Annotated in this window: 24 protein-coding genes and 2 pseudogenes; 23 read left to right on the top strand and 3 right to left on the bottom strand. The window is 36.7% G+C overall.

Annotation, left to right across the window (positions count from 1 at the left end):
* Positions 1 to 49: 49 nt before the first annotated feature.
* The 21 genes and pseudogenes from vncR (at position 50) to ACVAMZ_RS06125 (ending at position 14793) form a co-directional block, all read left to right on the top strand.
* A complete protein-coding gene (gene vncR / locus ACVAMZ_RS06225) occupies positions 50 to 706 on the top strand; it encodes a response regulator transcription factor VncR (protein ID WP_461684343.1) in 657 nt (218 codons plus the stop codon).
* Complete coding sequence (vncS, locus tag ACVAMZ_RS06220; RefSeq protein ID WP_461684342.1) at positions 703 to 2034, top strand: sensor histidine kinase VncS; 1332 nt, start codon at positions 703 to 705, stop codon at positions 2032 to 2034. Before vncR ends, vncS begins: the two co-directional genes overlap by 4 nt.
* A 135-nt stretch (positions 2035 to 2169) precedes the next feature.
* Positions 2170 to 3051 carry a class II fructose-bisphosphate aldolase gene (locus tag ACVAMZ_RS06215; protein WP_001019005.1) on the top strand — a complete coding sequence of 294 codons (882 nt, stop codon included), beginning with the start codon at positions 2170 to 2172 and terminating at the stop codon, positions 3049 to 3051.
* 130 nt (positions 3052 to 3181) lie between these two features.
* Positions 3182 to 4114 (top strand): annotated as a pseudogene (locus ACVAMZ_RS06210) (alpha/beta fold hydrolase).
* Positions 4115 to 4165: 51 nt separating this feature from the next.
* Positions 4166 to 4711: a histidine phosphatase family protein gene (locus ACVAMZ_RS06205; RefSeq protein WP_461684341.1), complete on the top strand. Its 546-nt coding sequence runs from the start codon at positions 4166 to 4168 to the stop codon at positions 4709 to 4711.
* Between the two features lie 315 nt (positions 4712 to 5026).
* Complete coding sequence (locus ACVAMZ_RS06200; protein ID WP_461684340.1) at positions 5027 to 6019, top strand: ABC transporter ATP-binding protein; 993 nt, start codon at positions 5027 to 5029, stop codon at positions 6017 to 6019.
* Between the two features lies 1 nt (position 6020).
* Positions 6021 to 6839, top strand: coding sequence for an ABC transporter permease (locus ACVAMZ_RS06195; RefSeq protein ID WP_461684339.1), 819 nt, complete (start codon positions 6021 to 6023; stop codon positions 6837 to 6839).
* 1 nt (position 6840) lies between these two features.
* Complete coding sequence (locus ACVAMZ_RS06190; protein WP_178895195.1) at positions 6841 to 7626, top strand: ABC transporter permease; 786 nt, start codon at positions 6841 to 6843, stop codon at positions 7624 to 7626.
* Positions 7627 to 7664: 38 nt separating this feature from the next.
* The gene (locus ACVAMZ_RS06185; protein ID WP_049495611.1) at positions 7665 to 8126 is read left to right on the top strand and encodes a GNAT family N-acetyltransferase; all 462 of its coding nucleotides are present in this window, start codon (positions 7665 to 7667) and stop codon (positions 8124 to 8126) included.
* Positions 8127 to 8448: 322 nt separating this feature from the next.
* Positions 8449 to 8682 (top strand): Imm74 family immunity protein, encoded by a 234-nt coding sequence (locus ACVAMZ_RS06180; RefSeq protein ID WP_049495608.1) that lies wholly within the window; start codon positions 8449 to 8451, stop codon positions 8680 to 8682.
* A gap of 19 nt (positions 8683 to 8701) precedes the next feature.
* Positions 8702 to 9145, top strand: a complete 444-nt coding sequence (locus ACVAMZ_RS06175) for a hypothetical protein (protein ID WP_049495606.1) — start codon at positions 8702 to 8704, stop codon at positions 9143 to 9145.
* An 11-nt stretch (positions 9146 to 9156) separates the two neighbouring features.
* Positions 9157 to 9630, top strand: a complete 474-nt coding sequence (locus ACVAMZ_RS06170; RefSeq protein WP_049495603.1) for an SMI1/KNR4 family protein — start codon at positions 9157 to 9159, stop codon at positions 9628 to 9630.
* A 65-nt stretch (positions 9631 to 9695) separates the two neighbouring features.
* The gene (locus tag ACVAMZ_RS06165; protein WP_049495601.1) at positions 9696 to 10097 is read left to right on the top strand and encodes a hypothetical protein; all 402 of its coding nucleotides are present in this window, start codon (positions 9696 to 9698) and stop codon (positions 10095 to 10097) included.
* Positions 10098 to 10143: 46 nt separating this feature from the next.
* The gene (locus ACVAMZ_RS06160; RefSeq protein ID WP_049495598.1) at positions 10144 to 10503 is read left to right on the top strand and encodes a hypothetical protein; all 360 of its coding nucleotides are present in this window, start codon (positions 10144 to 10146) and stop codon (positions 10501 to 10503) included.
* Between the two features lie 19 nt (positions 10504 to 10522).
* Positions 10523 to 10921, top strand: a complete 399-nt coding sequence (locus tag ACVAMZ_RS06155; RefSeq protein WP_049495595.1) for a hypothetical protein — start codon at positions 10523 to 10525, stop codon at positions 10919 to 10921.
* 46 nt (positions 10922 to 10967) lie between these two features.
* Positions 10968 to 11279 carry a hypothetical protein gene (locus ACVAMZ_RS06150; protein WP_049495593.1) on the top strand — a complete coding sequence of 104 codons (312 nt, stop codon included), beginning with the start codon at positions 10968 to 10970 and terminating at the stop codon, positions 11277 to 11279.
* Positions 11280 to 11434: 155 nt separating this feature from the next.
* Complete coding sequence (locus ACVAMZ_RS06145) at positions 11435 to 12118, top strand: DUF443 family protein (protein ID WP_049495590.1); 684 nt, start codon at positions 11435 to 11437, stop codon at positions 12116 to 12118.
* Positions 12119 to 12151: 33 nt separating this feature from the next.
* Positions 12152 to 12418, top strand: a complete 267-nt coding sequence (locus ACVAMZ_RS06140) for a hypothetical protein (RefSeq protein WP_049495588.1) — start codon at positions 12152 to 12154, stop codon at positions 12416 to 12418.
* Between the two features lie 663 nt (positions 12419 to 13081).
* Positions 13082 to 13453: a hypothetical protein gene (locus ACVAMZ_RS06135; protein ID WP_369076501.1), complete on the top strand. Its 372-nt coding sequence runs from the start codon at positions 13082 to 13084 to the stop codon at positions 13451 to 13453.
* 32 nt (positions 13454 to 13485) lie between these two features.
* Complete coding sequence (locus ACVAMZ_RS06130) at positions 13486 to 14139, top strand: DUF6572 domain-containing protein (protein ID WP_049495582.1); 654 nt, start codon at positions 13486 to 13488, stop codon at positions 14137 to 14139.
* 339 nt (positions 14140 to 14478) lie between these two features.
* Positions 14479 to 14793 carry a hypothetical protein gene (locus tag ACVAMZ_RS06125; RefSeq protein WP_049495580.1) on the top strand — a complete coding sequence of 105 codons (315 nt, stop codon included), beginning with the start codon at positions 14479 to 14481 and terminating at the stop codon, positions 14791 to 14793.
* A 36-nt stretch (positions 14794 to 14829) separates the two neighbouring features.
* Here the strand turns inward: ACVAMZ_RS06125 and ACVAMZ_RS06120 are convergent.
* Both ACVAMZ_RS06120 and ACVAMZ_RS06115 read right to left on the bottom strand, forming a co-directional pair.
* Positions 14830 to 16501, bottom strand: a pseudogene (locus tag ACVAMZ_RS06120) (N-acetylmuramoyl-L-alanine amidase).
* A 112-nt stretch (positions 16502 to 16613) separates the two neighbouring features.
* Positions 16614 to 16973, bottom strand: coding sequence for a DUF3397 family protein (locus tag ACVAMZ_RS06115; RefSeq protein ID WP_025170554.1), 360 nt, complete (start codon positions 16971 to 16973; stop codon positions 16614 to 16616).
* A gap of 245 nt (positions 16974 to 17218) precedes the next feature.
* Here ACVAMZ_RS06115 and ACVAMZ_RS06110 point away from each other — a divergent pair, with 245 nt between their 5' ends.
* Positions 17219 to 18469, top strand: a complete 1251-nt coding sequence (locus ACVAMZ_RS06110; RefSeq protein WP_036753461.1) for a dicarboxylate/amino acid:cation symporter — start codon at positions 17219 to 17221, stop codon at positions 18467 to 18469.
* Positions 18470 to 18483: 14 nt separating this feature from the next.
* A complete protein-coding gene (locus tag ACVAMZ_RS06105) occupies positions 18484 to 19425 on the top strand; it encodes an ATP-grasp domain-containing protein (protein WP_461684338.1) in 942 nt (313 codons plus the stop codon).
* A gap of 66 nt (positions 19426 to 19491) precedes the next feature.
* Here the strand turns inward: ACVAMZ_RS06105 and ACVAMZ_RS06100 are convergent, their stop codons facing one another.
* Positions 19492 to 20355: a YihY/virulence factor BrkB family protein gene (locus ACVAMZ_RS06100; RefSeq protein ID WP_461684337.1), complete on the bottom strand. Its 864-nt coding sequence runs from the start codon at positions 20353 to 20355 to the stop codon at positions 19492 to 19494.
* Positions 20356 to 20383: the final 28 nt, after the last annotated feature.

Raw genomic sequence — 20383 nt, 5'->3', positions numbered from 1 at the left:
TTCAAATGAGATATAATATAGGTAGCATTTTTGATAGAAAAGGATTTATATGAAAATTCTAATTGTAGAAGATGAAGACATGATTCGCGAGGGAATTAGTGACTATTTGACGGATTGTGGCTATGAAACCATTCAGGCAGCAGATGGCCTTGAGGCCATAGAACAATTTTCCAATCACCAAGTTGCCTTGGTTCTCTTAGATATTCAAATGCCGAAACTCAATGGTTTAGAGGTTTTGTCAGAAATCCGAAAGTCTAGTCAAGTTCCAGTCCTCATGTTAACAGCCTTTCAGGACGAAGAATATAAGATGAGTGCCTTTGCTGCATTTGCAGATGGTTATTTGGAAAAGCCTTTTTCTCTATCTTTGTTAAAAGTACGAGTGGATGCCATCTTTAAACGTTATTATGATACTGGTCGTATTTTTACCTATAGAGACACCGAGGTAGACTTTGACAGCTATAGCGCCAAAGTAGCTGGCCAAGAAGTTGCAGTGAATGCAAAAGAACTGGAAATTTTAGACTATCTGGTTAAAAATGAAGGTCGAGCCTTAACACGGTCGCAGATTATCGATGCTGTATGGAAGATGACAGATGAGGTTCCTTTTGACAGAGTGATTGATGTCTATATCAAGGAACTACGGAAAAAATTAGATTTAGACTGTATTCTTACCGTGCGCAATGTTGGTTATAAATTGGAGAGAAAATGAGACGTTCAGGTTTATTTAAAAAAATTTTTATCTATACCTTCTCGGTATTTTCTACCTTGGTCATTTGTTTGCATTTGGCCATCTATTTCCTCTTTCCTCCGACCTATCTCAGTCACCGTCAGGAGAGCATAGGGCAAAAGGCTACAGAAATTGCCCAGTCCCTCCAAGGTAAGGACAGTCAAGCTATTCAGGAAGTCCTTGAACTTTATTCTAAAAGCAGTGATATTAAGGGAGTTGTTAAGGGAGAGATGACTCAGGATAAGTTGGAAGTCAATGATAATCTTCCCATTGATAAACAACGACAAACGGCCTCCTTGGTTATTGAGGAAAGAGAAGTTCAAACTAAGGATGGTCAGACCATGACCTTACAGTTTTTAGCTTCTATGGATTTGCAGAAAGAAGCAGAAGACATCAGTCTTCAATTTCTGCCTTATACTTTATTAGCGTCTTTCATCATTTCGCTCCTCATCGCCTTTATCTATGCTAGAACTATTGTTGCTCCTATTTTGGAAATCAAACGAGTGACTCGACGGATGATGGATTTGGATGCAGAAGTGAGGTTGCGCGTGGATTCTAAGGATGAAATTGGCGATCTTAAAGAACAAATCAATAGCCTCTATCAACACCTCTTGACTGTTATTGCCGATCTACATGAGAAAAATGAGGCCATCCTCCAGTTAGAAAAGTTGAAGGTCGAATTTTTACGAGGTGCCTCCCATGAACTGAAAACACCTCTAGCTAGTCTGAAGATTCTTCTGGAGAATATGAAAGCCAATATTGGACGCTATAAAGATCGAGACCATTATCTAGGAGTTTCTTTGGGTATCGTGGATGATTTGAGTCACCATATCCAGCAAATCTTATCCCTTTCTTCAGTGCAAGAATTGCGAGATAAAAAGGAAAAAATCAACCTTCTTGAAATGACAGGTTTTCTCTTAAAGGATTATGATTTATTAGCCAAAGAGAGGGAAATCTCAGTTGTGAATCAACTCACAGATCAACAAACTTATCTAAATCCTTCGGTACTCAAGCTGATTCTTTCAAATCTTATCAGTAATGCAGTGAAACATTCTATCCAAGGTGGCTATCTCAAAATTGGGGATAAGGATGGCTGGATATTTATTGAGAACAGTTGTACACTTGAGGAACAAGATAAATTTGAACAATCCTTTACGGCTTCTAGTCGACAAAGTAAGGGAGCTGGATTGGGACTATTTGTGGTCAAGAGTCTATTGGAAAACGAAGAAATTGACTATCATTTTGAAAGAGACGATGATCACCTAGTATTTTTCATGAAGCTACCACAGGTCAATCCGGAAAGTGATTAAGAAAGGGTTTACATCTATCTAATTGGAAGAAATTCAATCTAAAGTACGGGAAAAACTAGATTTTTTTATCAAAAAGTGATAAAATGAACAATGTAAATGGGATATCCCATAAAAATATACAGGAGGCCTGATAAAATGGCAATCGTTTCAGCAGAAAAATTTGTCCAAGCAGCTCGTGACAACGGTTATGCAGTTGGTGGATTTAACACAAACAACCTTGAGTGGACTCAAGCTATCTTGCGCGCAGCAGAAGCTAAAAAAGCTCCAGTTTTGATCCAAACTTCAATGGGTGCTGCTAAATACATGGGTGGTTACAAAGTTGCTCGCAACTTGATCGCTAACCTTGTAGAATCAATGGGTATCACTGTACCAGTAGCTATCCACCTTGACCACGGTCACTACGAAGATGCACTTGAGTGTATTCAAGTTGGTTATACCTCAGTTATGTTTGATGGTTCACACCTTCCAGTTGAAGAAAACCTTGAAAAAGCTCGTAAAGTTGTAGAATTTGCTCACGCAAATGGTGTATCAGTAGAAGCTGAAGTTGGAACTATCGGTGGTGAAGAAGACGGAATCATCGGTGATGGCGAATTGGCTCCAATCGAAGACGCTAAAGCAATGGTTGCAACTGGTATCGACTTCTTGGCAGCTGGTATCGGTAACATCCACGGTCCTTACCCTGCAAACTGGAAAGGTCTTCATCTTGACCACTTGCAAAAATTGACTGAAGCTGTACCAGGATTCCCAATCGTATTGCACGGTGGATCAGGTATTCCTGATGACCAAATCCAAGCAGCTATCAAACTTGGTGTTGCTAAAGTTAACGTTAACACTGAATGCCAAATCGCATTCGCTAACGCAACTCGTAAATTTGCTCGTGACTACGAAGCAAACGAAGCAGAATACGACAAGAAAAAACTCTTCGACCCACGTAAATTCTTGGCTGACGGTGTAAAAGCTATCCAAGCATCAGTTGAAGAACGTATCGACGTATTCGGTTCAGAAGGTAAAGCTTAATCTAGCTTAACCATATTCATAAATAACCTACCCGTGAGGGTGGGTTTTTTGTGTCTGGAGTTTTAGAGAATATACTGAAGAAGAATAATCTAAATTTGCTAAAAGAGTCTAATTTTTGTACAATAATGCTATGAAAAAACTGAAAAAATGGAGTCTTGGCTTTCTTAGTTTCATTCTTTTGTTTTTAGGGGCAACATTTATCTTTCACCGTATCAGTTTAGAAAAGGAACAAGCCTCACTAACACCTGTTGGACAACAAGTTCTTGTCAATGGGCACCAAATGAATGTTTACGTTGAAGGGGATGGTCCAGAGACCATAGTATTTCTATCCGGTGCTGGAATTGCTTCTCCAATCTTGGATTTTAAGGATGTGTCAGATTCCTTATCAAAAAAATATAAGATTGTCGTAGTCGAGAGAGCTGGCTATGGTTATAGCGAGGATAGCAATCAATCAAGAGATGTGATGGAGGTTTTGTCTGAGACTCGTCAAGCACTTTCACAAGCAAATGTCACAGGTCCTTTTATCATTCTGTCTCATTCAATGGCTAGTCTTGAGAGTCTGGCTTGGCAGGAGCAGTATCCTAATGAAGTGAAAGCCTTGGTTGGTCTAGATTGAGCATTGCCATCAAGTTATGAGGATTTAAAGGATAATCAGGCCTTGCTTACTGTGGCTTATTGGAGCAGTAAGATTGGCTTATTACGCTATTTCCCAGAGTCCTTTTACATAAAAAATCCAACTCTGACTGAAACTGAACGACAACAATATAAATTACTAGCATATAAGCAGTTGATATCACAAGCCATGCTTCATGAATCCCGTTTGGCAAAGGAAAATGCCAAGAAAGTTCCATCTGGCATCAATCCGAAAATTCCCACCTTATTACTGGTTTCTAACGGTGAAGGCACGACCTTTAGCCAATCAGAATGGCACCATTATGCAGAGAGATTTTCTAGTGACCAGTCTAATGTTCAAGTCATCTATATGGATGCGCCTCACGAACTTTATCATTATCAAAGTCATGAACTTATTTCTCGCATTAATGAATTTTTAGAGAATAATTGAGGGCTTAAAAATCCATTGAGACTGATGACAATAATTGAAAGGTAATGACTTATGAATAATTCTTATATTTTACTTAGACATGCTCATTCAAAATTTTTAAGTGATGATTTTAATAGAACTTTGTCAGAAAAAGGATTTTCATCTCTTGACCAGTTAGAGTTTTTGAATTCTTTTAATATTGATCATTATTTTTCTAGTCCTTATAAACGAGCATTTGAAACGATTAATAGCTCGCCAATTCAATTTGATAAAATAGTTCTTGATAATCGGTTACGAGAGCGAAAATTATCTTCAACCTTTATAAAAGATTCTGAGTTTGAAGACAGTATTAAATATTTATGGCAAAATCCCAGTGAATCTCTTTCAGGAGGGGAATCAAATCAAGATGCACTAGCTAGAGTACTAAATTTTTTAATGGAATTGGAAGAGAGATACTCAGAAAAAACGATTTTACTTAGTTCACACGGGAATTTGATAGGAATACTACTACATCACTTTGATTCCAGTTTTGATTATGAAAAATGGGAGCAGATGACCTTTCCAGATTGTTTTCTAATTGATAGAAATGGGATTGTGAAAAGAATTATGAAAGATTAGTTCTTTGATTAAATAGTGATTCATATGGATCAAAATAGTTTGCCTTTTTACAATTCGTAACCTGCCATTAGGGGCAGGTTTTTTGGTGTCTTAAGGAAACTATTAAACCAGAACTTCTGATTCAAAAGCATTATTATAAAAGAGAAATCTCTAATTTCATAATCTATTAGCAAACGCTTGCATTCCTTTTTTTATTGGATTATAATAGGTTGGTATAAAACCTTCTGTAATAATATTGAGAAGGTGTAGAAAGTAAGGATTTAGAATATTTGTAGTCAAAAATACAATGTTGTTTCTTACTAAAGGGAGATAGATATGGCAATGATAGAAGTGCAACATCTTCAGAAAAATTTTGTGAAGACTGTTAAGGAACCGGGCTTGAAGGGGGCTTTGCGTTCCTTTATTCATCCTGAAAAGCAGACCTTTGAAGCGGTCAAGGATTTGACTTTTGAAGTACCCAAGGGGCAGATTCTAGGCTTTATCGGAGCTAATGGTGCTGGGAAGTCGACCACCATCAAAATGCTAACAGGGATTTTGAAACCGACATCTGGTTTTTGTCGGATTAACGGCAAGATTCCCCAGGATAATCGCCAAGATTATGTCAAGGATATTGGAGTCGTTTTCGGACAACGTACCCAGCTATGGTGGGATTTGGCCCTGCAAGAGACCTACACGGTTTTGAAGGAGATTTACGATGTGCCAGACTCGCTTTTCCATAAGCGTATGGACTTTTTGAATGAAGTTTTGGATTTGAAGGAATTTATCAAGGATCCTGTGCGGACTCTTTCATTGGGTCAACGGATGCGGGCGGATATTGCGGCTTCCTTGCTTCACAATCCCAAAGTTCTCTTTTTAGATGAGCCGACTATTGGTTTGGATGTGTCGGTCAAGGATAACATCCGACGTGCTATCACCCAGATTAATCAGGAGGAAGAGACAACTATTCTCTTGACTACTCACGACTTGAGCGATATTGAGCAACTCTGTGATCGGATTTTTATGATTGACAAGGGACAAGAGATTTTTGATGGGACAGTTAGCCAGCTCAAGGAAACCTTTGGCAAGATGAAGACTCTCTCCTTTGATCTGACGCCAGGTCAAAGTCATCTCGTCTCTCATTATGAAGGCTTACCTGATATATCCATTGATAGACAAGGAAATACTCTCAATATTGAATTTGATAGTTCCCACTACCAGTCGGCTGATATTATCAAGCAAACCCTATCTGATTTTGAGATCCGTGATTTGAAGATGGTAGATACGGATATTGAAGATATTATCCGTCGCTTCTATCGAAAGGAGCTCTAAAATGGTCAAATTGTGGAGACGTTATAAACCCTTTATCAATGCAGGGATTCAGGAGTTGATTAGCTATCGAGTTAACTTTATTCTCTATCGGATTGGTGATGTCATGGGGGCTTTTGTGGCCTTCTATCTCTGGAAGGCAGTCTTTGACTCCTCCCAGGAGCCTTTGATTCAGGGCTTCAGTATGGCAGATATCACTCTCTACATCATCATGAGTTTTGTGACCAATCTTTTGACCAGGTCTGATAGCTCTTTTATGATCGGTGAGGAGGTCAAGGATGGTTCCATCATCATGAGATTGTTGAGACCAGTGCATTTTGCTGCCTCTTATCTCTTTACTGAGCTTGGTTCCAAGTGGTTGATTTTTATCTCTGTTGGACTGCCATTTTTAAGTGTCATTGTTTTGATAAAGATCTTATCTGGGCAAGGTGTTTTAGAAGTGCTGGGATTAACTATCCTTTATCTCTTTAGCTTAACTCTGGCTTATCTGATTAACTTTTTCTTTAATATCTGCTTTGGATTTTCAGCCTTTGTATTTAAAAATTTATGGGGATCCAATCTCCTCAAGACTTCAATAGTAGCATTTATGTCTGGAAGTCTGATTCCCTTGGCTTTCTTTCCGAAAATCGTTTCAGATATTCTATCCTTCTTGCCTTTCTCATCCTTAATTTACACTCCGGTCATGATTATTGTTGGGAAATACGATACCAGTCAGATTCTTCAAGCACTTTTGCTTCAGCTTTTCTGGCTTATAGTGATGGTGGGCTTGTCTCAGTTGATTTGGAAACGAGTCCAGTCATTTATCACCATTCAAGGAGGTTAGGATGAAAAAATATCAACGCATGCATCTGATTTTTATCAGACAATACATCAAGCAAATCATGGAATACAAAGTTGATTTTGTGGTAGGTGTCTTGGGAGTCTTTCTGACTCAAGGCCTGAACCTCTTGTTTCTTAATGTACTCTTTCAACACATCCCCTCGCTAGAAGGTTGGACCTTTCAAGAGATTGCCTTTATCTATGGATTTTCCTTAATTCCAAAGGGATTAGATCATCTCTTTTTTGACAATCTCTGGGCACTGGGGCAACGCTTGGTGAGAAAGGGAGAGTTTGACAAGTATCTGACTCGACCCATCAATCCTCTCTTCCATATCCTCGTTGAGACTTTTCAGATTGATGCCTTGGGTGAACTTTTGGTTGGTGGAATTTTACTAGCGACAACGGCGACTAGCATTGCTTGGACCCTTCCAAAATTCCTGATTTTTCTAGTTTGTATTCCTTTTGCGACCTTGATCTATACTTCCTTGAAAATTGCAACAGCCAGCATCGCTTTTTGGACCAAGCAGTCAGGTGCCATGATTTACATTTTCTATATGTTTAATGATTTTGCCAAGTACCCGATTTCCATTTACAATTCGCTCCTTCGTTGGTTAATTAGCTTCATCGTGCCTTTTGCTTTTACGGCCTACTATCCTGCCAGCTATTTCTTGCAGGACAAGGATGTCTTCTTTAATATCGGTGGTTTGATTCTGATTTCCCTTGTCTTCTTTGTCATTTCTTTGAAACTATGGGACAAGGGCTTAGATGCCTACGAAAGTGCTGGTTCGTAAGAGCTAAAGTAAGACTAAAACCAAGAAAGGATTTTGTAATGTTTGTTATTGAAGAGGTCAAGAATGAAGCACAAAAAATGGCAGTAGTCACTGAAGTCTTACATGACTTACCAGAATGGTTTGGAATACCAGAAAGCACGCAAGCCTATATCGAAGGAGCCAAGGACTTGCAAGTGTGGGCTGCCTATCAGGAGAGTGATTTGGCTGGATTTGTAAGCTTGGCCTATTCCAGTGAAGATTGTGCAGAGATTGATTGTATCGGTGTAAAAAAAGCTCATCAAGGTAGAGGAATTGGGAGTCAATTACTTGCTACTTTAGAAAATGAAGCACGCAAAAACGTTGATTATTTGCAAGTGAAAACAGTAGCAGAAGGCTCTAATAAGGATTATGATCGAACAAATGCCTTTTATTGCAGACTTGGCTTTAAAAAACTAGAGATTTTTCCGCAACTGTGGGGATCCCAAAATCCTTGTCAGATTTTGATTAAAAAGATAGATTAACAAACCTTGACATCCTTCCTTATAGTGCTATACTATAAGGGGAATCGCCGATTTAGCTCAGTTGGTAGAGCAACGCACTCGTAACGCGTAGGTCACAGGTTCGATCCCTGCAATCCTATATAATGAAAAACACTGAAGATTCAGTGTTTTTTTGTTAGTTTTTAACTAGCAAACCCTTCATATCAAGCGCTTGTATGGTATAATAATGGAAAACGTTAACATTGATTTTTAAGGTAGTTCTATCATGTTGGAATACCAATTTAAAAAGATTATGAGTGCTCTACAAGTTTAGTCTGAAAGGGATATAAGAAAAGGAAGTAGAATGAAAATTTCTGGTACAAGGTCTATCATCACATTTGACTATGAAAATGGTTATGTTTTAAAAGCAAAGGGAGAATTGTTGACCGATGGAAGTTTTACTGTATATAGGTCAAGTATACAGAATTGGGAGCCACCATACAACCACATTCGCATCACACAGAACGAGATAGATAAACTTGTCGAGGAAGTGCAGTCCATGATGACTGAGCAAACAATACAGATTGAATTTATCTGAGTTAGAGTAGGAGAGTAACATGATAAAATTTGAAGATAAATTTATGGAAGTTCAGGCTAGCATGATTTCGTTAGCGCTGGAATATGCCCAAAATCAAGCAGATAAAATTTTTATTTATGCGATAGCGGACAGTTTGTATAGTTTTAATCTCTTCTATGAGATTAAGGGAAATATTGTACACAAACACTTAGTAAATGATTATTTACCTAAAGACTCTCATGTTGATATTAGTTTACAAACTGCCTTGTTAAAGGAAGGTGTCAAGGATGTAGAGGCAATGATTGATATTTGCCAAGAATATGACCGTGAACACCCAACTGAAATGTGGTTGATTTATGATGCCAAGAAAAACAGTCTTGATAGTCGCTATAGTTATGAAGGGCGTTATGACAAGGATGAAGAATTGCTTCCACGTTTAGAGTTTGAGAAATGGTTTGAAGAAGTAAAAAGCAAGCAACTGTAGGAGAAGAATATATGCCCCAACAAGATCAATCAGTCATCTACCCTTTGCCAACTGATGCGCTATTACAGGAAAGAGAAGTAGCGTGGAAAGTTCGATTACCTGAAGATTATAAGGAATTTATAAAGAATGAGAATGGATTGATTCCGTCAAAACGGTATTTTCATTTTGGGAATAATGAGAAAGTAATCGACCGCTTTTTAGCTATACTAGCTATTTCAGGTGAGAAGCCTGAAGAGGTTTATGATATCGGAGTGGTGAGTACACAATTGGAAGGGCGCATTGTCTTTGATGAAGATTATGTCGGAATGCAACTAATCCCCATAGCAGCATTGTTCGGTGGTGATTTTGTCTGTCTAAATTATATAGAGGATCCAGAAAATCCAAGCATGTGCATCTGGTACCACGAGGAATCATACGAGCTAGAACCTGCTATAGAGTTTGTAGCTGATAGCTTTACAGAGTTTTTAGCTATGTTACAAGATTAGTTATGTAATGGATAGATATTGATTTAGCACGAAAACGTCGAGGATTGTTAAAGTGAGGCTTATAAATGAGCGAAGCATACTTGCCTATAAGAGAGAGTTTAGGTTATCAGAATGTAAAGAAAGCGTTAGAGAAAATTTTTTCGATTGATCTTGATACGATTGCCATTCATGAAGGAGAAGATGAAAATTTTAATTTTCCCTTCGTGTATAAGGGTTATCATATGACGATGGGGATATCATCAACCGGTAAAAATAGACAATTGGAAGCTGGAGAGGGTGGCTTGTTTAACATTTGGTTCACTCAAGCTGATGAACAGAGATTTTCCATTACCTTTTTATCCAAGATAATCGATGATAAGAGCCTAAAAAGAGTGTATGGACGTGATAAAAAGTCAGTTGAACACACCTTGCAACTATTAAAAGACTTTCTAAATTCAGATAGAGCAGCAGTTTTATTAAAGAATTGACCAAATATATTTTAAAGAAAATGATTTCTTTGAGGAGAATAATATTATGGAATTAAATGAAATAGAGAAGATGCTAGAGCTCGCAAGAGAAACTAGAAAGCAAATAAGGAAGGTATTTGGAGAAAGAGTGGATACGATTACTGGTTACGATTATGTTGATGAAACCAGTCATCAAACTTTTAAATTAGACTTTGGGGCTTACGATTACTTCGCGATTGAATTTGATTATGAAAATGATATCTGTGAATTCTTTATTGTTTTATCGAAAGAAGTGAAGCTATCCCTTACTAAAGAGCCAGCTGTATATAGCAAAATAATAGATTGGGATAGTTATTTAAAAGGGATTATGGATGAGATTGAACTCCGCATTCCTGATAAATTTTTAAAGGCCAAGGGCTGGTTGTAAGAGAAAAGTGGATAGATGTATGGAAACAAATAAGATGATAAAACATTTAAAAGATGAATTAAGGGAGTTGCTATTAAAAATAGGCGAAGCAAATCTGAATCAGTCGGATTTATTTACAGAAGAAAAACCATCTCTATTCTTACCGGAAGGACGTACCATTTATTTTGAAGACGGTTATTACTATATTGTTGGTGTCGAACGTGGCAAAATAAATTCTGAGAAAAAATTTGATAATAAGGAAGATATACTTTATGATCTTTTACAATCATATGTTACTAGAATAGCATCAAAGAATGCATGGGCTATTGCTAATGGAGATTTTGAACGTTATAATAGCCTTCTTCAAGATGAGCAAATTCGTTTATTTAGTATAATTGATCCTAAATATGGAGAAAGAAGAAGAAAGGAAATAACCTAAACCTCACCTTCATTTAGGAAGCCATAAAACTAACGGAGAAAAAACAATGCCAAAAGAAGAACTGACAGATTCGTTATCTGAATTAATAGAGTTTCTATCAAATTACAAGGAAAAAAATAATGTTAATAATTTCATTGGTATCCTTGAGGAAATGCAGTTTATTCTACAAAGTATAGGAAAACCCCAGATACCAGCTGAAACGATGAACCAACTACAAAAAATGTACAAAAGTATGTTTTTCCCAAGAGATGGTTTATCGGATTTTTATGTTTTTGATTCGGACGCTGCATACATGAAAAGAAAAAATGAACAATTTTCTTTATTGATAAAAAGAATCGACAGCTTATTAAAAGACTAGACAGCTGATGAACGTTTCCATAAGGTTGGAAAGTACGGAAAGCCATCACTTATATAAAATAAATGATAAAATACTAAAATAAGATGTATCCGATATCGAGATACTCCTCATAGCTTGGGAAAAAACCATGTTTTCTTAGATTAGTAAGGATTAAAATGCAAAAAATAAAATTATATTATAAAGGGAATCTTCGATACCTATTATTTCATTATCAGGGGAAACAGTATCTATTAGATAGATCTCCTAAACATTTTCTCGGATATCTCTGTTTGCCTCTAAACTGGTGTTTTTATCAGAAAGTTTATGCTATCTCAGATGAAGAACTTTTTAAAATCGAAGAAAAAAACTCTAAGGCGAGCAAATTTATCCTTCCAACATCATTAGCTGCAGGATTGGCAGTTTTTGTGAATGCCTGGGCACGTATGAATCATATTGATTTATTTGCTAACTTTTATGTGAATTTTTCAATAGTAACTAGCTTGATTTTAGTAGTTATTGGGCTATTATTGTCTTTTGGTTTGCTTCAGATTGTATATTCTAAAAAGAAAAAAAGTTTGGAAGAATTACTTAATAGATCATTGGAGCAACCTGATTATTATAAAATAAAACCAGTAAATTCATCGCATTTTTACATAAAAATGCTTCTTTTACGACTATGTTTCTTTGCTTTAACTCTTATATTTGCCTTAGCTTTTATTTACATAAAAAATGTAGCCATGCTTTTGATAATGATTTTAACAATGTTCATTTTTCTAGCAACCATAAATGTTGCCTTTGCATCTGGAGAAGAACGGGAATATGAGATAGTTGAAGTTAAATCAAACCAGAGTAAAAATTAAACGAAGTGATTAAAGTTAATAAAGGATTCAATTATGAAGAACCAATACACCCAATATATAGAGCAATTACAAGATTTGATTGACTTAGAATATCCGAGTCAGAAATTATATCCTGGAATCATACAGGATATCTACAACTTAACTGAACATATAGAACGAGAAGAAAATATCGATAAAATTAGCTTTTTTAGTTTAGCGAGAAGATTTGTAGATGAAACAATGGATCATAAAAGTGAGATTTTAGCAGTCTTAAAACAATTGGAGAAAGAACTGAAAAAAGAAAATGAAAGAAAAGAATAAACAATATAAAGGACTAGTTCATCTAGGGGAGTTTACAAACAAATTGGTTTACTATGACCTAAAAGGAAGGAAACTGTATTTTTCGATTCCAGAAAGAAGTTCTAAGAGTCAACAGTACGTTATACTTTCTCTGGTGTTGCTCGTTCTTCCTTTTATAAGATTTCTGAATGGATTGACAATCTTTAGTATAGCTGATCACAAGTATTTTTATTTGATTCTATTCTCTTGTATTTCCCTACTTATCGGCAAGTTAATGGATGTCTATTTTAAAAAAGATTTGGATTTGTATCCGGCTCTATTTACAGATTTGGAGTACTTAGAATTCCTAGAGGTAGTAAAGAAAAGTGGAGCTGTTGTTTCTTCTGTAATTCGTGGTTGCTATATTAGTTTGCTAGTGTTCTTGACCATCTACCTAATATATCCTAGTTTTTTGCCATTGTTTTTCCACTCCATGCTTTTGTTTATTCTCTATTTGTGCTTAGCCAACAATTTGCACAAGCGAAAGAAGGTAATGGAGAAATTAATAAGAAATACGTGCACCAACTAGATTTTTTTGCCTATGATAAAGAAGAATTAAAAAAGTAAAGAAAGTTCATTTGTATGACAACAGAAATTCAGTAATACAAAAATTGTACGGTATTAAAAAACAATAATGATTATCAGATTCTGTGGAGTAGGGGGAAAGAAGTGATTAATTTTACCATTAGCCAGGAATTAGCAGAATGTGTTTCTAAATCAGAAAAAGATTCTTTAGAAGTAATGTTTTATTGTGAACATCATCGTTGGCCAAAGAAAGATGACTTAGAAGATTATAATCAATCGGATACGATTGTACATAGAGGCGATGGATTTGTTGTATATGAGACAAACGGCTATTACGAAATTGGTTTCTTTAAAGAAAATGGAGGAGCCATGGGGCCAGAGGTATACTATCCAATTACAAAAGCATTGATGAATAAGGCATTTGAATCTTCTAGGGGGGCATATGAGGTCATGATTTATGCTGAAACAGGGCACTGGCCTATAAGTGATTAGTAAATAGATTTTAAATAGCAAAGGTGACTTTAATGAAAGTAATTTATTTAAGCAAAAAAGATATGTTGGAAATCTGTCAAGATGGTGATAAGTATTTTTTGCGTTATCCAACTTTTTATATTACTTGCCCAGAAGTGGTTAGAGAAATCACTAAAGAAGCAGTGGATAGCTATTTAGCAGGAGAACATGATGGTGAAGAATTAATTAATTATGCTAATTTCGGATTTTGGAAATCAAAAATTAGTCAAGAAGATGCTAACATACAATTTTTAAGAGATAATCCAGAATTTCTTCTTATTGATACAGATAGAAAGAGACACTATTTTTCCGAAAAAGAATTCGAAGAACTGTTACAAAAAGCAATTTCCTCAGAGCTCAAACCAACTGAACTTGACGCTATTGGTATAGTTGATAATCATTTAGAGCTTCTTCTGGTGGATTCAGTCGGCTGGCAGGAAGAGATAGAAGCAGTCCATTTGGAAATTCTGCAAGAAAAAATTAATAATTACATTCAGTTCCTCGAAAGCAAGCAGTATGTGAAGCGATATGGTGATAACTTTGATAAAAAAGTCATCCAAATTACTTTCCAATATTCCCCATCTGATAATGGATTGGCCTTTCTCGCAGCGGTTCAGAAGGTATTGCAACCGACGGATATGAGTTTGAAGGTAGAATTACCGGAGTGATAAAGAGCATTGAAGCATACTATTGATGAGGCAAAAAAAGAGTTAAAGTGAAGGTTAGTCAAAAAATTAGTTAGTCACTATTTTGACCAAAATTTGACCAACCACTCTTGAAAGTGTTGATATAATAGCGTTTGTTAAGGTTTTTAATATCCCTGCAATCGGCAGTGTGAAAGAAGTCCTCTTGGACTTCTTTTTTCTTTTGATAAGATTTTTGACCACATAGTCTATCATGACTACCACATAGGCAAAACCTATTGTTTGCGTTTTTTATTTCTGTTATAGTAGTAATTGTCAAGGGGAGATTAAACTTCCTAACAAAATAGAAAATGAGGTTATATCATGAAAAAAGTAGTAGGTATCGGATTTTTAGTCGTTGCAGCAGCAGTTTTGTATTTTGGTTTAGTTGGATGGCCAAGTTTGGATGTTAACATCTGGGCACTCTTTCCAGTAGGTTTATTCTTATTCTTTACTCTTGAGAATTTGGTTAAAAAAGATTATAAGGCCAGTCTCATGAGCTTAATTATTGCCTTTATCATCGCTAATGCCATTCTTGATATCTTGCCACTTTCAAGTGGTTTGGTTATCGGTGCAGGTGTGCTAGCTTGTGTGGGGATTGGTTTCCTCTTTCCGGAAACTAACAAGAAAGAAGTATAAAACAAAAAAGTCTCGAGCTTTCTCGAGACTTTTGCTTTATTTGCCTGCGTAATATTTTTGAATACCTTTGACAATACCTGCCACCAATCTATTTTGGTAAGCATCGCTACGAATTTGTTGGTTTTCGTTGAAATTGTCAATGTAACCAAGCTCCAATAGAACTGCTGGTTTATCGGTTTCTCGAAGGACAGCAAAGCTACTTTGGAGAAGACCTGCATCCTTAGCACCTGTTTCAGCTAGGAGTGAAGAGTGGATATCTGCAGCTAGGCGATTGCTTTCACTGATACGGTCGGGATGGTTATGCCAGTATGGATTAATCTTAGAAGGATAACCAGCAGCTTCTTCGTAAGAATAGGTCTGAATACCAGAACGGTTAGAAGCAGGGCTGCCACTAGCATTGAAGTGAATACTAATAAAGATATCTGAATCAGTCTTATTAACCATTCTTGAACGTTCAGTGACAAAGTCGACATAGACATCACTATCTCTAGAAGAAAGAACAGTATAACCAAGACTTTGGAGTTCCTTGCGTAGTTTTTGATAAACTTGCATGGTGAGGTCTTTTTCATTCGTGTTATAATAAACAGCACCAGGATCTTTACCGCCGTGTCCTGGGTCTAAGAAAACGGTATATGTGTATTTTCCTTTTTCAAATCCACGACTTACTGGAACTTCACCTATCCATTTTCCATTACTTTGGAACTGATGTGCTTTTCCATCGATTTTACGAGTTCCTGTGACATAGACACCATTTTCATCTACATAGTAACGAGCATTGTAGTAGCTGTCATCAATCCATTCACTCTTAGCCATGTAACCACCTGACTTGAGGTAGTATGAACCAATCCATTCACGCGCAGCATAAGTACCACTAGATTTTAAGTAGAACCAGCTATTGTAGTTTTTATCAAAAATCCATTCTCTTTCAGCCATAGCCCCGCTAGCTTTTAGGTAGTAGTTACCTTGCCATTGGTTGCTTGCCATTGTGGCATCTTTGTTAAAGTAGTACCAAACTCCACCGATTTTGTCCCACTAGTTTTTGATTAAGCTACCAGAAGCTTGCGCGTAGTACCATTTACCATCTTGTTTGACCCAAGCGCTCTCAGCCATGGCACCACTGTTAGAAAAGAGATAACCATCAAAAATGGTGTTGCTGAGCATGATTCCGTCTTTGTCAAAGTAGTACCATACACCACCAACTTTTTCCCATTTTTGCTGAGAGATTTTACCAGATGGCTTTGCATAATACCATTTATCTTTGATTTTACCCCAGCCACTATCTACCATAGCCCCGCTACTAGTCAGGATGTATCCATCATAAATCGTATCACTGAGCATGATACCGTTCTTATCGAAGTAGTACCATTTTCCTTGAATTTTTTTTCCAGTTAAGAACAGGGGCATTGTTTTCATAGAAACGCCAGTGGTTTTCCTCTAATACCCAACCTTCTTTTTTGACTTCTGGAGCCTTGTCTTCCTCTTTCTTAGCTGGAGTTTCACTTGGATTTGTTGTAGAAGTTGTTGGTACGCTTGAACTTGTTTCAGTAGAAGGAGCTGCATCCTTCGTTTCAACCTTGTTAGCTGTTGTAGGCTGTTGCGTTGTTTCTGCTGTAGTAGTTTGTAGGTTATTTTCTTCAGCAAAAGCTGGATTTGTTGCTAATCCTAGAAAAGTAAGCGTGATGGCACTTGCCAAGAGCGTTTTTTTCACTTGTTTGATCTCCTATTTTTTTAATAATCTCTTTTTGAAATGTCATTAGAAAAGCACCTCATGTGGAAGAACTAGTTGCCAACTATTGAGGTGCTGGCAAATTTTATAGTAGTTATTTCATCATAAAGATTTGAATAATCATGATGATATAGATGAGCAATGTGAGTAGAAATCCAGCTCTCCAAAAGAATTTAAGGAATTTTGGATAATAAAAGCTACGTTTTTTGCTCAGGAAGAAAAAAGTTAAAATGATTGCCAACAAAGATAGGGCTGCCCCCAAAATGGGAAGTTGATTATGGGTAAAAACCTTTGCACTGATTAAATAGTATTCAAAAATCAGAAAAGGAAAAGCCAAATCTGCAAAGTTAATCCCCTTTTTCTTTAACTTAAAAAATCTACTAAAGATAATAGCCAAAGCCAAGGTTAGTACCAAAAGCAAGACGGAAGCGAGTTTCATTAAAATCATAACAATATTGTATCATAAAACTTGAATAAAAGAAAAGTATATTCCTTGATTTAACAGTGTTTTTCTAAAAATTTTTGATTAGAAACTGATTTTTTATACTATATCAAACATCAATTTGATTTACTTTGTAAAGTTGGAGTAGTTTGAACCTTCATGATAAATCTTTTTTATGGTGACAATAAAAAATATATATTAGTCAGGAGAGAAGAATAGTAGTAGAATGAGTAGCAAATAAAACAAAGGAGTTTCTTATGAAATTAGTTACTTTATGGTCAAAACTCTCACTAGGCATTCAATTATTGGTGGCTTTGGTCTTGGGTGTTATCGCTGCCCTTATCTGGCCACAATTTGCAGGCTTTTATCAATTTTTAGGTCAAGCTTTTATTAAATTGATCAATATGGTTATCATTCCGCTAATCTTCCCAACCATCGTTGTTGCAGTAGCTGGAGTTATCGGAAAAAAATCTTTCGGAAAAATCTTGACCAAGAGCTTGGTTTACTTTTTTGCCGTAACAACTGCCATTACTCTTTTGTTTGTATTTGCTAGTTACTATTTAGGCTTTGGTCAAGGAGTGAATATCGGTCAAACTGGTGGAAACCTTGATGGGATTGCTAACAATGTCAAGTTCAGCGAATTTTTGCTTGGTTTCATTCCATCAAATATCGTTAAATCTCTTTCAGATGGCGCTCTATTGCCAATTATCGTTTTTGCCATCTTTCTTGGTTACGGAATTGGGAATCTTAAGTCTGATAAATCTCAGAAGATTATCGAAGGTTTCCAAATCTGGATTGAAGCCATTTACAAGATTGTTGCAGTAATTATCAAACTATCACCGATTGGTATTTTTGGATTTATCGCTAAAGATGTTGCAACTACGGGTGTCGACAAGTTGATTGGGCTTGGTCAGTTTGTAATTGGAACTTATCTGGCTTATGCTGTATTGGTTCTCCTTATTTTCCCTTTGATTGCTGTATTCTTTAAGGTGCCGTATTTGTCAGCCTTTCGTGAAAATTGGAGTCTCTTGACTCTGGCTTTTGTTACTGGAAGTTCTAGTGTGGTCTTGCCATCACTTCTTAAAGATTTGAAAAAACAGGGGCATGACGAGCATACAATTGATTTAGTTGTTCCTTTAGGATATACTTTTAACTTAGAGGGAGCAGCAGTTTATTTCTCTGTAGCTACGATTTTTATCGCCCACGCCTATGGTATTCAATTTTCTTTATCAAGTCTCTTGTTTACTGTTTTATTGTTGACTTTGATTGGAAAAACTGCGGCAACCGTACCATCAGGAGCTATCGTGGTTCTACTAGCTGCAGCACCTCAACTGGGCTTGCCAGTTGAAGGAGTAGCCTTGATTTTTGCAGTTGATTTCTTTGTCAATGCCGGCCGTACTATGATCAATGTTTTAGGTCAAATCTTAACAGTCAGCGTTATCGAAAAAACAGAAGGATATATTTTAGAAGAAGAAAAGGAAAGCCAATTATCAGTCAGCTTTTCTTAAGGAGATGATAAGTAATGAGTGAAGCAAAAGTTTATGTAATTCATGAGAATCTTGAATGGACCCAGCATTTGGTCAAATGGTTGGAAGAGTTAGAAGTTCCGTATGAACTGTGGGATTTGTCTAGTGGCATTTTGGATCTGCAAAGTCCACCGCCACAAGGTATCTTTTACAATCGTATGTCTGCGTCTTCTCACACCAGAGGACATCGCTATGCGCCAGAATTTACAGAGCAGGTGATTACTTGGTTAGAAGCCCATGGACGCAAGGTTGTGAATGGAACTGGTGCCATCAACTTAGAAATCAGTAAAGTCAAACAATATTTGAAATTAAACGAGTCTGGTATTGAGACTCCTGCGACAGTTGCAGTTTTAGGCCAAGAAAATATCATTGAAGCAGCCAGAAAATTGAACATCTATCCATTGATTACCAAGCACAATCGAGCAGGTAAGGGGTTAGGAGTTCAACTCTTTCAAAATGAAGAAGAACTGGCAGCTTATGTCAATAGCCCTCTCTTTGAACCATCAGTGGACGGGATTACCTTGTTACAAGCCTACATTAAACCAAGTGATGGACGTATCCGTCGTTCAGAGTTTATCGATCAAAAATTCCTCTATACTGTTTCGATTGATTCTTCAGATGGATTCCAACTGTGTCCAGCAGATGGTTGCCAAATCGGCAAGAGACCAGAGCAACTAGAAACGTCTGAAAAATTCCAGATTACAGAACCTCTACCAGATGACCGGAGAGAAGCTTATGAGAATTTCTTGAAAAATGCTCAGATTGAAGTTGCGGCGATTGAATGGGTTCAATCAGAGAGTGGAGACATTTATGTCTATGATGTAAATACCAACACCAACTACAATCCTACCGCAGAAAAGAATGCCAATATTTTTGCCCACCAACACTTGGCTCAGTATCTAAAAACAGAATTGCAAGCCATCACTAGTGGACAATAAAGTAGGAAATTCAAAAATCCCCCAGTATCAAATGACTGGGGGATTGATTTGTTTACTATGTAAAACTTATGGATTTGCTTTAAAGTCTGGATCCTTCAAACTTTGAACACTGGCATTGATGACAGCACCGATAATTAATATCTTGGCAATGATAATGAACCAGAACATCATCACAACGACGACGATTGAACTGAAAAATCTGACGTCAACGAGATAGTTGACATAATTGTTGAAATAAGCTGCAAAGATGTTTAATAAAGCAATTGTCGTAACTAGTACAAAGAGACTGCCAGGTATGACGTAGCGAATCTTACTTACTTTAACATTTGGTAGGAAATAATAGAGCATAATCACGGTAGCAAAAAGAAAGGCATAAATCAGAGGACCTGTAAAATCCTGTAGATAAGAAAATAGAGTACTCTCGGATTTCCAGTAGTTTTTAAGCAAGTCCAATAACATATGGCCGAACATACTGAGGAATAAGGCAAGGGCAAAGAGAATTTGAAGGCCAAAGCTAACCAAGAGACTCATCAGTTGGTGTGAGATAATTCCTCTATTTTTTGCAACTCCATAGGCTTTATTAAAGGCCTTCTGAAGAAAATCCATGGATTTTGAGAAAGTCCAAAGAGCTGATAAGATAGCAAAACTTAGTAAACCTGTTGATGGTTGAGTCAGAACTTCTCTGACAATTTTTGCAACAACTTCATAGATTGTATCTGGTAAAAATTCCTTGATTGTTAATAGAAAGTTTGAGATAGGAATCTGAAAGTAGGGTAAGATATTGACTACAATCATGAGTAAAGGGAAGATTGAAATCAACCAATAGTAGGCAACAGCGACGCTGGTTAACTCACTATCAGAGGCTTGATAGTAGTGTAAAAAAGCTTTTAATAATGGTCTATCGTTCAGCTGTTTCCACAACTTTTTCATTTCACAAACCTCCAGTTTTTCTTGTTTG

The organism is Streptococcus sp. KHUD_017 (genome assembly GCF_054861245.1).
This window is presented reverse-complemented; position numbering and strand designations above follow the sequence as displayed.